Origin of the sequence: Candidatus Methylomirabilis sp. (assembly GCA_036000645.1) — a bacterium.
GTDB lineage: Bacteria > Methylomirabilota > Methylomirabilia > Methylomirabilales > JACPAU01 > JACPAU01.
Genome location: DASYVA010000017.1, coordinates 23,570 through 36,351, shown reverse-complemented (window position 1 = coordinate 36,351; position 12,782 = coordinate 23,570). Strand labels below are relative to the sequence as shown.

Sequence of the window (12,782 nt, the reverse complement as noted above, 5' to 3'; positions counted from 1 at the left end):
GGTTCTTGATCTCGTGGGCGATCCGCCGGGCCACCTCCCGCCAGGCCATGGCCTGCTGGGCCCGGAGGAGCTGGGTAATGTCGTCGACCACCACCACCATGCCCTGATAGGTTCCGGCCTTGTCGGTCAGGCTGCGGATGTTCACCACGAGGGTGACCACCTGGCCGTTGCGGGCGAGCGTCACCTGCTCGTCCATGCTCCCCTGCCCCCCCACCGCCATCCGCTCGATGAGCTGGCGAATCGGGGCCGCCTCCGCCTCCGGGAAGCAGTCGGTGTAGGGGCGCCCCAGGGCGGCGGGGGGATCCAGACCCAGGATCCGGGCGGCGGCGGGGTTCATGGTGTTGACGGCCCCCGCCGCGTCCAGGGAGAGCACGCCGGCGGCGACGCTCTCCAGGACCCGTTCCATGTAGGCCCGCCGCTGCTCCAGCTCCACGTTGGTCCGCTGCAGGTCCAGGTTGGCATCCGTCAGCTCCGCCTTGCCCCGCAGCAGGTCCCCCGTCATCCGGTTGAAGGAGTCCACCAGGATGCCGATCTCGTCGTCCGCCTGGACCTGGACCCGGTAGGTGAGGTCCCCGGCGGCCACCGCCCTCGTCGCCTCCGCCAACTGCTGGATGGGGGCGGTGATCCCCCGGGCCATGTGCACGGCGGTCCAGATGGCCGCGAAGAGGACCAGGAGGGTCACCATCAGGAAGAGCATGATGTAGATGCCCTTGATGGGGGTCTTGAGCATCCGGAGCTGCTTGTACTCCTTGATCCCCACCGTGATGTCCGCGGCCTTGTCCGCCAGCCCGGCGGGGACATAGGCGCTGACCGCCACGGCCCCCAGGATCTGCCCGCCCGGCCCCCGGCCCACGACCGGCACGACCCCCCGGATCAGGTCCCCCGCCTCCAGCTTCTGGATGAGGGACTGGCTCTTCCCCTGCAGCGCCTCCTCCACCAGGCGCGAGGTCCCGGTGAGGCGCGCCGCGTCGGGTCCGCCCGGCTCCTCCACCCGGGCGAGCTCGCGCCCCCGCCGGTCGAAGATCTGCAGGCTGCTCAGCCGGTGCTCCACCAGCTTCTCCCGGGCCAACCGCGTGAGGTCCTCGCGGCTCTCCTCCTGCAGCAGCTCGGCCGCCACCGCCCCCTGCCCGAACTGTTGCCCGGCGTTGAGGACCCGGTCCTGGGTGATCCGGTAGTAGGTCTGGGCCACCTCCAGCGCGTTTTGCAGGGAGGTCTCCACCTGAATATTGAACCAGCTGTCCACGCTGGTCGTGATGAGGTTGCTCGCCACCAGGAAGAGGAGCAGGGCGGGCAGCAGCGCGAGCGCCAGGAAGGCGACCACCAGCTTGGTCCGGAACCGAGCGCCCAGGAGGTTGTTCCGGCGCTCCATGTAGACCTTGAAGAGGCTCCGGAAGACCAGCAGGACGAGGACCAGCAAGAGGAGCAGGTTGACGTTCACCAGGGCGAAGACGAGGATATTGGACGCGATGGGACTCTGGACGGAGAGCTGGTGGATGAACACCTGGACAGCCGTCAGAACCGTCACCGCCGCCAGGGCAGCCATGACAATCAGCCGGGTCCGCCGCCGCCGCTTCTCCTGCAGGGCTGTCTGGGGATCCATCCCGGCCCTCCTCAGCGGCTCACCCGGAACAGGGAGGACGCCGCCCAGGGGGTGTCGAAGTTAAAGAAGGAGACGAAGAAGAGCAGGTAGTTGAGGGGGAAGACCAGGCTCACCGACCGGATCTCCGCCTTCACCTGGACGTAGTAGCGCTCCTCCGGTTCCAGGAGTTTCCGGGAGGCCACCGTCACCCCGGCAAGCTCCGCCATCCACCGCTTCACCTCGCCGTAGGATTTGGTCAGCCGGGTGCTGTTGCGGCGGCCGTCCTCGCGCACAAGCTGGAACTCGTCCTTCAGAAGATCGTAGGCCACCCGCTGCCGCACCGTCAGGGCCGCCACCTCCGCGTCCGGGATGAAGGCCCGCTGCCGCATCAGGCGCAGCAGGTAGGTGAAGGTGGTCGGCACCCCGTTTACGATGCTCTCCTCGATCTCCGGGGTGAAGGCCTCCTCGAGGGTGGCGAAGACCACGAGCTGCTCCGAGGCCTGGGTGACGATGATATCCGTGATGCGGGCGCCGGCCGCCTGGGCCGACGGCCAGGGGGCGAGGAGGGAGACGAGCCAGCAGCAGAGGAGAAGTGCGGGGAGTCGGAGCCGCAACCGCCAGCGCCTCTTCCGAAGGGGGCCGCCCTGTCGCGGGCCGGGCTGCCCGGGTCCCCCCCGGCGTACCGCGCGGCGGCCCGGGGCACACCGCCGCCCTCACTATAGCCAAAGGGGCCCGGCTTGGCAAGGCGGGAGGAGGGTTACAGTGCCGCGGGCGAGAGGGGCTTGGGGGTGAGGAGGGTGGGCTCCCAGGCCGGCTCCGTGGCTCCGACTGCCATCTCCGCCGCCCGGTGCTGCCGGAGGATCTCTCGGGCCAGCTGGCTGTGCAGGGCGTGGCCGGCCCCGTGAGCCGTCACCTTGCCCTGGACCGGCCGCCCCAGAAGGTAGAGGTCCCCGATGAGGTCCAGTACCTTGTGGCGGATCATCTCATCCTCGAAGCGGAGAGCCTCGTTCAACACGCCCTCCTCGCCGATGACTACGGCGTTCTCCAGGGACCCCCCCAGGGCCAACCCCTGGCTCCAGAGGTACTGGACGTCCCGGAGGAATCCGAAGGTCCGGCAGGGCGCGAGCTCCCGAATGAAGGTCTCCCGGTTCACGGTGAGGGCAACCCGCTGGTCCGGAAACTTCGGGTGGCCGAAGGCCATGGTGTACTCCACCACCAGGCGGTCAGCCGGCTCGATGCCGATCCACCGATCCCCGGCCCGAACCGTGATGGGCCGCTGCACGCGGATCGGGGTCTTGGGGAGGAGGTAGCGGCGGATCCCGGCGGTCTTCAGGAGGGCCACGAACGGGGCGGCGCTCCCGTCCAGGATCGGGACCTCAGGACCGGTCAAGCGGACGCGGAGGTTGTCCACGCCGAGACCGGACAGGGCGGCCATCAGGTGCTCGATCGTCTTCACCTGAACGCCGTCCCGGGCGAGCGTGGTCGCGTAGTGCACGTCCGCCACGTGCTCCGGCCGAGCGGGGATGGTGGGGGCGCCCGGGAGGTCCGCCCGCTCGAAGGTAATCCCGCTGGCGGGAGGGGCCGGGAGCAGGGTGAGCTCGACGGCCTTCCCCGTGTGGAGTCCGATCCCCCCACAGCTCACGGGACGGCGGATTGTCTTCTGGTGACTCACGGGGTCCCTCACCCGAACCGGCGCGGCGCCTAGCCGCGGGTCCGGGATCGCAAGAGGCCACCGTGGGAGTTTGCAAGCCGGGGACCAATGGATCAATCTCCTTCACACTCCTTCACAATAGCCATTCAATCTATTAAAATTAACATGTTACAAAATCCACCCCCTCGGCGGAGACGCTCCCCGGAGTGGCTGATGCGCCACGACGCTGTGGCCTTCCTGCAACCCGGGAACATTCGTGTGGCCCACGAGCCACAGGATTCAGCGCGCCAGGGCCCGCCGAAGGATGCGGGCCAGGGCCGGCTCGCAGGGGAGCCCCTGGACCGGGGCCAGGTAGGCGTCGAGGATCACCTGAGAAGGGGGCTCGGCCGGAGGCGGGGGAGGGGGGGCGACGGGGAGGGCGGCAACCGGGGGAAGGGTCCCCACCCGAAAGAAGAGATCCCGAACGAGGGGCTCGCCGAGGCGTCGGTTCAGGCCCTCGATGAGGCGGGGCTTCAGCATGGTGAGCTGCTGGAGCCACACGCTGTCCGCGACCAGGACGGTCAGGCGCCCCCGGGAGATCGGGCCGGGACGCGTCCGCTCGGCCACCTCCTGCCCGACGACTTCAGGCCAGAGGCCCTCCAGGCTCGCCGCCTTGAGGGGCCGCTCGAGACCCAGCGCTCGGAGCGTCTCGGGCAGGAGGATCCGGAGCGGGGTCGGGGTCCGCAGGGGCCTCACCGCCGGCTCCCTCCCACCAGCGCGCGGTCGATGGCCAGGTTCGCCAGGCGATCCGCCTCGGCGTTGGCCTCCCGGTCCACGTGGGTAAACCGGACCTCCTCGAAGCGCGGGAGCACGCGGCGGACGGCGCGGTGGAGGGCCTGGAGTCCGGGGTGCTTGACCCGGTAGACGCCGGTCATCTGCCGGACCAGGAGCTCGGAGTCGGAGCGGACCTCCACGGTCCGATAGCCGCGGGCGGCGGCCCGGTCGAGGCCCAGCAGAAGCGCCTGGTACTCGGCCGCGTTGTTCGTCGCCCGCCCCAGGTAGCGGAGGTGCTCCTCGCGCCCCCCGTCGGCGTCCTCGAGGATGACCCCGCAGCCGGCTGGCCCGGGGTTGCCCCGCGAGGCCCCGTCGATCCGGAGGATGGCGGCCGCGGGGCGCCCCCCCATCCTAGCCTTTCCAGTAGAGGATACGCTGGCAGTTGGCGCAGGTCATGAGGGCTTCGCCCTTCCGGACCTCATTGTGCGCTTGGGGGGTGAGAGCCACGAAGCAGCCGCTGCAGGAGCCGTCCTTCACCGGAACCACCGCGAGGCCACCCCGGCTCTTCAGGAGGCGGCTGTAACTCTGGAGGAGGCCGGCCTCGATCCGGCGAGCCTGGTCGGTCCGCTGCTGCGCCAACGCCCCGATTTCCTGTTGCAGCTTGGCGAGCTCGGCCTCCTTCGCTCCCCGCAGCCGGGCGAACTCCGCCTCCCGCTCCCGGAGCTCCCCCTCCTGCGCCGCCACGGTCCGGGAGGCCTCCTCGATCTGATCAAAGAGGTGGAGGATCTCCTCCTCCAGGGCGGACCGCTTGGCCTTCAGCAGCTCGATCTCCTTCAGGACCGCGCTGTACTCCTCGTTCTTCCGGATCTCCCAGAGGCGGGCCTGCTTCTCCTTGGCCTGCTCTTCGACCTGCTTGAGCTCGCCCTCCTTCAGGCGGCGGGCCTTCTCCAGCTGGGCGTGGGTCTCCCGGGCCGCCTCGCGGGCGCCCCGGGAGGCCTGGAGCCGGGCCTCCAGGTCGCGGATGAAGGGAGGGATGGCGCGGGCGGCGACCTCCAGGCTGGCAATCCGCTGGTCCAGTTCCTGAAGGCCGATCAGCCCTTCGACTTCTGGTAAGGGCACGCTGACTCCGGTCCGTCTGGGGGCGACCGCGCCGGGCTCCGCTGCCCCGGCCCCGGAGAGGGTGGGCCCACCTGGATTCGAACCAGGGCCTGGCCGGTTATGAGCCGGTCGCTCTTCCCGCTAAGCTATGGGCCCGCGGCCCGAGAGCGGGGCTCAGGAGTCCTCGGAGGTGACATCTCCCCCTTCGACCCCCAGCCCCTCGCCGACCGCCTCCACGAACGACTTGAGCTTCTTGCTCCGGGTTGGATGGCGGAGCTTGCGGAGGGCTTTCGCCTCGATCTGCCGGATCCGCTCCCGGGTGACGTCGAAGCGCTGGCCCACCTCCTCCAGGGTGTGATCGCAGCCGTCGCCGATGCCGAACCGGAGCCGCAGGACCTTCTCTTCCCGCGGGGTCAGGCTCTTCAGGACCTCGTGGGTCTGGTTGCTCAGGTTCATCCCGATGACCGCCTCCAGGGGGGAGACCACTCCCTTGTCCTCGATGAAGTCCCCCAGGTGGGAGTCTTCCTCCTCGCCGATCGGGGTCTCCAGGGAGATGGGCTCCTGGGCGATCTTGAGGACCTTCCGCACCTTGTCCACCGGCAGGTCGATCTTCTGGGCGATCTCCTCCGGGGTGGGCTCCCGCCCCATCTCCTGGACCAGGTGCCGGGAGGCCCGGATGAGCTTATTGATGGTCTCGATCATGTGGACCGGAATCCGGATGGTCCGGGCCTGGTCCGCGATCGCCCGGGTGATGGCCTGCCGGATCCACCAGGTCGCGTAGGTGGAGAACTTGTACCCCCGCTGGTATTCGAACTTGTCCACGGCCCGCATCAGGCCGATGTTTCCCTCCTGGATCAGGTCCAGGAACTGGAGGCCCCGGTTCGTGTACTTCTTGGCGATGCTGATGACCAGGCGAAGGTTCGCCTCCACCATCTCCTTCTTCGCTTCCAGCGCCTTCGCCTCCCCGCGGCGGATCGCTTCGAGCACCTCTTTGATCTCCGCCGAAGAGGCCTCCGCCTCCTGCTCCGCCTTCTCGATCCTCTTGGCCGCGGCCTGGAACATCCGCTCGTACTCCTGGAGCCGCTCCTTCGAGAGCCGGGAGCGGCGCATCACCGAGCGGATGGCGGTGCCGTTGCGCTCCCCCGCCGCGATAAACGCCCCCACGTCGGCCTGGGAGAATTTGCCGGCGCGCTGCAGCTCCCGGATCTCCCGCTCCGCCTTTTCCACCCGCTCCAGGATGTTGCGCATCCGCGCCACGATCCGGTCGATGACCCGCTGGTTCAGGTTCAGCTTGCGCAGGAGGGCGGCCTGGGCGGCCCGGCAGGCCTGCAGCTCCACCCCCAGCTTCTCCGCCCGCTTCGTGTTCCCCCGGCTGATGGCCCGGACCTTGAGCGCCGCCAGGGCCTCCATCTTGTCGTGCTGCCGCTTCAGGCTCCGGAGGGTGGGGGACAGCTCCTTGACGATCTCCCGCTCCTTCTGCTCGGAGATCTCGTCGAACTCGTTCAGCGCGACCAGATCGGCCGCGTGGAGCTTCCCCTGGAGGAGGCGCTCCGTCAGGAAGAGGACCTCCCGGACCGCGACCCCGGACCGGCAGACCGCCTCCGTCACCTCGTGGCGCCCCTCCTCGATCCGCTTGGCGATCCGGATCTCCCCCTCCCGGGTGAGCAGGGGCGTCTTCCCCATCTCCCGGAGGTACATGCGGACCGGGTCATCGGTCCGCCCCACGGGGGCCGGGGAGAGGTCCAGCTCCGCCTCGTGGGGCGGCTCCACCACGGGCGAGGCCTCGGGGCTCGCCCGCTTCGCCTTCTCCGGGGCATCCACCACTTCGATGTCCATCTCGTCGAACAGGCTCAGGATGTTATCAATCTGCTCCGGGGACGTGACGTCCTCGGGCAAGTGCGTGTTCATCTCCTCGTACGTGAGGTAGCCCTTCTTCTTCCCGAGCGCGATCAGCGCCTTCAGTTCCTCGACGCGGCCTGCCTCCGCCATCTGCCCTGCCCCTCCTTGGTCTTGCCGATCCCGGACGCCGGTTGCCTACAATCCCCGTCGTTTGGCGGGGAGCATTTGCGCCCAAACACTAAGTATATGACACGCTGCACCCTCTAGCCAGCGCGGCGGATCCGCTCCTGGTATTCCGCCTGGAGTCGTGCCACCGCCTCCGGGTCCCCGCGCTCTTCCGCCTCGCCGATCTGGCGCTGGAGTTCCCTGAGCCCGGGGCGATCGGCCCGGAGGCGGATCCGCTTGAGACAGTCCTGGAGCATCCGCGCGGGCTCCGGGAAGGCCTCCGGGTCCGCGACCAGGAACTCCGAGGCGAGCCGCCGGACGTCCTCCCGGGGGTGGTGGGCGAGGGCCCGAGCGAGGAGCCCCTCCTCTCGCCCCTCGGGGCCCGCCAGCACCTCCAGGATGGAGCGGGTGGCCTCCCCCTGGATCCCCGGCGCCTCCTGGCGGACGCGCTCGCGCAGGACGGGAAACAGGAGGAGGAGCTGCAGGAGGAGCTTCTCCTCCGGCACCAGCGGCGGAGGCGGCGGGAGCCCCGCGCCCGGCTCCGGTCGGGGCGACCGGCTCACCGGGAGTCGCGCCAGCTCCGCCAGGACCGCTTGCTCCGGGACCCCCAGCCGCTCCGCGAGCCGCTGGATGTAGCGGGTCTTGCGGATCCCATCCGGGAGCCGAGCCAGGACCGGGAGGACCCGGTCCGCCGCCCGCACGCCCCCCTCGACCCCGCCGCGCACCGGTCCCTGTCCGAGCGCGAAGTCCACCAGATCCTGTGCGGAGGCGAGGCGGGCCCGGAAGGGCTCAGGCCCCTCCTTCCGGATGAAGCCGTCGGGGTCGGTCCCCTCGGGGAGGGGGACGACTGCCGCCCCCAGCCCCGTCTCCAGCGTGAGCTCGAGCCCGCGCCACGCCGCCTGCTGCCCGGCGCGGTCCGGATCGAAGACCAGGGTGACCTGGTCCACATACCGGCGCAGGAGCAACGCCTGCTCGCGGGTGAGGGCGGTCCCCAGGACCGCCACCGCCTCGGCAATCCCCGCCTGCTGCAGCGCGATGCAGTCGAAGTAGCCCTCCACGAGCACCGCCCTGCCCGTCTCGCGCAGCGCTCGGGCCGCCACGGGGAGCCCGAAGAGCTGGTGTCCCTTCCGGTAGATCGCCGTCTCGGGGGAGTTCATGTACTTGGGTTCCTGGGCCCCGAGAGCCCTCCCCCCGAACCCCAGGATCTTGCCCGCCGGGTCCTGGATCGGGATCATCAGGCGATCCCGGAACCGGTCGTACTGTCCCTTCCCGGCGGGCCGCGGGATGACCAGGCCACCCCCCTCCATGAGCCGGGGCGGAAAGCCGCGCTGGGTGAGGAAGCGGACCAGGCCCTCCCAGGCGTCCGGCGCGTAGCCCAGCTGGAAGCGCTCGATCGTCTCGGGGAGGATCCCCCGCCCCGCCAACGCCGCCTGCGCCGCCTCGCCTTCCTTCGCCTGCAGGCTCTGCCGAAAGTACTCGCAGGCGGCCCGCTGGACCTCGTAGAGGCGCAGGCGGCCGTCCTCCTGCTCCCGCCCCCCCCCTCCGCGCCGGCGCGGGAGCGGGACCCCGGCCCGCTGCGCCAAAAACTCGATGGCCTCAGGGAACGAGAAGCCCTCCCGCCGCATCAGGAAGCGGGCCGCATCCCCCCCCTCCCCGCACCCGAAGCAGTGGAAGATCTGCCGGTCGGGGTTGACCATGAAGGAGGGGGTCTTCTCGCTGTGAAAGGGACAGAGGGCCTTGAAGGAGCGCCCGGCCCGGGTGAGGGGGAGGTAGCCGCCGATGAGCTCCACGATGTCGGTGCTGCTCAGGACGGTGGCCACCAGCTCGCTCGGGATCAGGCCGGTCATGCTCCTCCCCTGCCGCCGCGCCGGGGGACCCCTCAGCGCCGCGTGAGCTCCACCACCGTGGCGCCGCTCCCCCCCTCGCTGGCCTCAGCCAGGGAGAACCGCTCCACCAGCGGGTGGGCGCGCAGCAACTCGGTGATCGCCCGCCGGAGCGCCCCCGTCCCCTTCCCGTGCACGATCCGGACCCGGGGGGCCCCGGCCAGGAACGCGTCGTCCAGGTACTTCTCGGTCCGGCTGACCGCTTCCTCCACCCGCGCCCCGAGCAGGTTCAGCTCCAGCGGGAGCTCTTCCACGGCCGGTGCCGTCGCGGCGACGGCGGCGGGCTCCTCGGCGGGCCCCGCCGGGTGGACCTCCGCGGCCGGGACCCGGACCTTTCCGAGCGGGAGCTGGACCGCCACTGTGCCGTCGGCGGCCACCTCCTCCAGGACCGTCCCCCGCTGCCGGTATGCGGGGAGGCGGACCGCCTGGCCCGGCCGCAGGTCCGGCAACGGCACAGGCCCCGGAGGCGGCCCGACCGTTTCTCCCACCCGCCGCCCCAGATCCGCCAGGTCCCGCTGGAAGGCCCGGATCGCCTCTCGATCGGCGCCGGCGGCCCGGAGGCGCGCCACCAGCTGCTCCGCCTCCCGGCGCGCGGCAAGGACCGCGGCTTCGGCGTCCGCTCGCGCCTGGCGCCGGAGCGCCGCCGCTTCGCGCTGCAGCTCGGCCCAGAGGCTCTGATAGCGCTCCCGGGCCTCCGCCGCCTCCGCCAGCAGGCCCTCGGCCTCGCGGCGGGCCGCCTCCGCCGCCTGCCGGTCCGAGGCCAGGGCGGTGACCAGGTCGCCCGCGCGGAGCATCGCCGGCCCCAGAAGTTCCCGCGCCCGGGCCACGATGGGGGCGGGGACGCCCAGCCGAGAGGCGATCTCCAGGGCGAACGAGTGCCCCGGCACGCCGAGGCTCAGCCGGTACCGGGGCCGGAGGGTCTCCAGGTCGAACTCGACGCTGGCGTTCTCCATCCCCGGTGTCCGGGCGGCGTGGACCTTCACCGCCTCGAGGTGCGTCGTGGCCACCACGGCCGGCCCCTCCTGCAGGAGGGCCTCGAGGACGGCCACCGCAAGGGCCGCCCCCTCCGCCGGGTCGGTCCCGGCCCCCAGCTCGTCCAGGAGGACGAGGGAACGAGCCGTGACCGCGGCCAGGATGCGACCGATCTGGCCGATGTGGGAGGAGAACGTGCTGAGGTTCTGAGCGATGCTCTGCTCGTCGCCGATGTCGGCGAAGAGGGCATCGAAGATCGGGACGGCCGAGTCGGGCGAGGCCGGGACGTGGAGGCCGGCAAGGGCCATCAGGCTCAGCAGGCCGGCCGTCTTCAGGGCCACGGTCTTGCCACCGGTGTTGGGCCCGGTGATGACCAGGACGCGGAAGCGGCCCCCCACCTCCAGATCGATCGGGACGACCTGGGCTTCGGAGCGATCGGCCTGCTCCAGGAGCAGGGGGTGCCTGGCGTGCCGCAGGATCAGGCGCCCGTCGGCGGCCAGGGCCGGGCGGGCCGCGCCCCAGCGGTCGGCCAGCCGCGCCTTGGCCAGGAGGAGGTCCAGGGCGGCCAGGGCCTGCACCGTCGCCTCGACGGCCTCCGCCTGGGCGGCCACGAGCCCGGTGAGCCGGGTCAGGACCCGCCGGACCTCCCGCTCCTCGGCCTGCCGGAGGAGGCGGAGGCGGTTGTTCTGCTCCACCACCCCCTCCGGTTCCACGAAGAGCGTCTGCCCGCTGGCCGACTGGTCCTGGACGACCCCCCGGATCCGGCCGCGCCCCTCCCGGGTCACCGGGATCACATAGCGGTCGTTGCGAAGGGTCACGAAGGGCTCGGCTACGGCCCCCTGGCCCGCGGCCGCCTGCAGGAGGGCGTGCAGCGTGGCCAGGATCGCCTCCCGCTGGGCCGCCACCTGCTTGCGGAGCCGCCGGAGCTCGGCGCTGGCCTCGTCGGCGACCGATCCGTCCGGGGCCAGGCACCGCCGGAGCTCCGCCAGGACTTCGGCCGGCGGGGTGAGCCGTGCGGCGGCAGCCTTCAGGCGCGGCCACGGCCCCTGCAGGGCGGCGCCGGCAGCCCGGAGGCGGCGAGCCGCCTCGAGGGTGGAGGCGATCTCCCCCAGCGTGACCGGGTCCAGGCACGACCCCGCCACGCGCGCCGCCGCGACGGCTTCCCGGATGTCGTGGACCCCGTCCATCGGGAGGCGGGTGGCGTGGAGTGCTTCGCGGGCCTCCGTGACGGCGTCGAGCGCCTCCGCGATGGCTGTCGGATCGCTGCCGGGGGTGAGGGTCTCCGCCGCCTCCCGGCCCAGGGAGGTCGCCGCCTCCCGCGCGAGGCAGGCCAGGGCCGCCGGAAACTCCAGTACCTTCAGGGCGTGCGCATCCATGGAGGGACTCGGAGGACGGGCGGCCTCACGCGGGCCGAACCCGGGGAACCGGGGACCGGCGAGGGGCCTCGGCCGGCGTGGACTGCAGGATCTCGCGTGCGGCCCACTCCACCGCCAAGGCCTTTCCGCGCTCCAGGAGCCCCGCCGGGATGAGGGGGCGGGCCACCTGGTAGAGTATGCGGGAGGCGGGGGCGAGAAGGCGCGGCAGGGCTCCCTCCTCCGCGGGCTGGCGGAGGAGCCGCGGTACCGCGTCGTGGAGGAGGAGGGCGGCCGCCAGGCTCAGCAGGAGGGCGCCCTTGAGCAGGCCGGCCAGGGCCCCCCCGGCCCGGTCGGTCCGCGTCCTCCGCCACTCCTTCAGGCGGGCGCGGGCGAGCCGCTCGGCGCCGTCGGTGCACAGGAGCCCCAGCAGGAAGAGGCCGGCGCCGGCCAGGACCAGACTGACGAGCCCCGGCACGCCCAGCGCCGCCAGGGCGGCTGAGGTCCGGCCCGCCCCCGCGAGGGCGACGGCCGTCGAGGCCAGGAGGCCAAAAAACGCAAGGGACTCCAGCAGGAGTCCCCTGCACAAGCCGCGCACGGCAAACCCGGCCAGGACCGCGCCGAAGAGCCAGTCGATCCCGCCCATAGCCCTCCGTCAGGTCTTGCCGAGCGCCTCCCGGACCAGCTCGCTCACCAGCTTGCCGTCAGCCCGCCCGGCCAACTCGGGCATCAGGCGGCTCATCACCTTCCCCATGTCCCGGGGGGAAGTGGCGCCGGTCTCGCGGATCGCCTCGGCCACGGCCGCCCGGAGCTCCTCGGGCGCCAGCGCCCGGGGGAGGTAGGCCTCCAGCACGGCCAGCTCCGCGGTTTCCTTCTCCACCAGATCCTGCCGCCCGCCGGCCCGGAACTGCTCGATGGAGTCCCGGCGCTGCTTGCAGGCGCTAGCGATGACCTGGAGGACCTCCGGGTCCGGGAGCGGGGCCCGGCGATCGCCGCGCCGGTCCTCCGCCACCTCCTTGGTCTTGACGGCAGTCAGGAGCATCCGGATGGCCGACGCCCGGATCTTCTCTCCCGCCTTCAGGGCTTCCTTCAGGTCAGCGTCGAGACGGGCGCGGAGCCCCATCAAGGCCCCTGCATCAGCCGCATCTTCTTCAGCATCTTCTTGCGGGCCGCGAGCGCCTTCTTCTTGCGGCGGACGCTGGGCTTCTCGTAGTGCTCGCGCTTGCGGAGCTCGGAGAGGACTCCCGCCTTTTCGACCTGCTTCTTGAACCGGCGGAGGGCAGTCTCGAAGCTCTCGTCCTCCTTTACCACGACACTGGTCAAGCGACCCACCCCCCTCTCGCTGGGTTTGCGTCAGCATACAAAGACGCAAAACCCTTTGTGTCCCAGGGCCGATGCCCGCGGATCCAAAGGGTTTCGCGATCAGTCCACCAGGAAGATCGATCACCGTAAATATAGGCGGGCGGCCGCCCTCTTGTCAACCGGAATCT

At 71.4% G+C, this 12,782-nt stretch carries 12 protein-coding genes and 1 tRNA gene; all 13 read right to left on the bottom strand.

Going from position 1 to position 12,782, the window contains the following annotated elements:
* The coding region (locus tag VGT06_00750) for a PAS domain-containing protein (protein ID HEV8661661.1) at window positions 1–1,600 on the bottom strand (1,600 nt) is incomplete at its 3' end.
* Between the two features lie 11 nt (window positions 1,601–1,611).
* On the bottom strand, window positions 1,612–2,193 hold the full coding sequence (locus VGT06_00745; GenBank protein HEV8661660.1) for a DUF4390 domain-containing protein: 582 nt from the start codon (window positions 2,191–2,193) through the stop codon (window positions 1,612–1,614).
* A 143-nt stretch (window positions 2,194–2,336) separates the two neighbouring features.
* Window positions 2,337–3,251 carry a UDP-3-O-acyl-N-acetylglucosamine deacetylase gene (gene lpxC / locus VGT06_00740; protein HEV8661659.1) on the bottom strand — a complete coding sequence of 305 codons (915 nt, stop codon included), beginning with the start codon at window positions 3,249–3,251 and terminating at the stop codon, window positions 2,337–2,339.
* Window positions 3,252–3,509: 258 nt separating this feature from the next.
* Window positions 3,510–3,965: a DUF721 domain-containing protein gene (locus VGT06_00735; protein ID HEV8661658.1), complete on the bottom strand. Its 456-nt coding sequence runs from the start codon at window positions 3,963–3,965 to the stop codon at window positions 3,510–3,512.
* Window positions 3,962–4,393 carry a ribonuclease HI family protein gene (locus tag VGT06_00730; GenBank protein ID HEV8661657.1) on the bottom strand — a complete coding sequence of 144 codons (432 nt, stop codon included), beginning with the start codon at window positions 4,391–4,393 and terminating at the stop codon, window positions 3,962–3,964. The genes VGT06_00735 and VGT06_00730 overlap by 4 nt, the downstream gene beginning before the upstream one ends.
* 1 nt (window position 4,394) lies before the next feature.
* Window positions 4,395–5,102, bottom strand: coding sequence for a C4-type zinc ribbon domain-containing protein (locus VGT06_00725; GenBank protein HEV8661656.1), 708 nt, complete (start codon window positions 5,100–5,102; stop codon window positions 4,395–4,397).
* Window positions 5,103–5,164: 62 nt separating this feature from the next.
* Window positions 5,165–5,237 (bottom strand) — tRNA-Ile (locus tag VGT06_00720).
* An 18-nt stretch (window positions 5,238–5,255) separates the two neighbouring features.
* Entirely contained in the window at window positions 5,256–7,070 is a 1,815-nt protein-coding gene (rpoD, locus tag VGT06_00715) for an RNA polymerase sigma factor RpoD (protein ID HEV8661655.1), read from the bottom strand.
* A 113-nt stretch (window positions 7,071–7,183) separates the two neighbouring features.
* Complete coding sequence (dnaG, locus tag VGT06_00710; protein HEV8661654.1) at window positions 7,184–8,932, bottom strand: DNA primase; 1,749 nt, start codon at window positions 8,930–8,932, stop codon at window positions 7,184–7,186.
* A gap of 32 nt (window positions 8,933–8,964) precedes the next feature.
* Complete coding sequence (locus tag VGT06_00705) at window positions 8,965–11,316, bottom strand: endonuclease MutS2 (protein HEV8661653.1); 2,352 nt, start codon at window positions 11,314–11,316, stop codon at window positions 8,965–8,967.
* 25 nt (window positions 11,317–11,341) lie between these two features.
* The gene (locus tag VGT06_00700) at window positions 11,342–11,938 is read right to left on the bottom strand and encodes a CvpA family protein (protein HEV8661652.1); all 597 of its coding nucleotides are present in this window, start codon (window positions 11,936–11,938) and stop codon (window positions 11,342–11,344) included.
* A 9-nt stretch (window positions 11,939–11,947) separates the two neighbouring features.
* Window positions 11,948–12,415 (bottom strand): GatB/YqeY domain-containing protein, encoded by a 468-nt coding sequence (locus VGT06_00695; GenBank protein ID HEV8661651.1) that lies wholly within the window; start codon window positions 12,413–12,415, stop codon window positions 11,948–11,950.
* A complete protein-coding gene (gene rpsU / locus VGT06_00690) occupies window positions 12,415–12,615 on the bottom strand; it encodes a 30S ribosomal protein S21 (GenBank protein ID HEV8661650.1) in 201 nt (66 codons plus the stop codon). Before rpsU ends, VGT06_00695 begins: the two co-directional genes overlap by 1 nt.
* Between the last annotated feature and the right edge of the window lie 167 nt (window positions 12,616–12,782).

Bases quoted from the DNA above. Each gene is read 5' to 3' on its own strand.
- VGT06_00730 (HEV8661657.1), bottom strand. From the start codon at position 4,393: ATGGGGGGGCGCCCCGCGGCCGCCATCCTCCGGATCGACGGGGCCTCG.
- rpoD (HEV8661655.1), bottom strand. From the start codon at position 7,070: ATGGCGGAGGCAGGCCGCGTCGAGGAACTGAAGGCGCTGATCGCGCTC.
- dnaG (HEV8661654.1), bottom strand. From the start codon at position 8,932: ATGACCGGCCTGATCCCGAGCGAGCTGGTGGCCACCGTCCTGAGCAGC.
- VGT06_00705 (HEV8661653.1), bottom strand. From the start codon at position 11,316: ATGGATGCGCACGCCCTGAAGGTACTGGAGTTTCCGGCGGCCCTGGCC.
- VGT06_00700 (HEV8661652.1), bottom strand. From the start codon at position 11,938: ATGGGCGGGATCGACTGGCTCTTCGGCGCGGTCCTGGCCGGGTTTGCC.
- VGT06_00695 (HEV8661651.1), bottom strand. From the start codon at position 12,415: ATGGGGCTCCGCGCCCGTCTCGACGCTGACCTGAAGGAAGCCCTGAAG.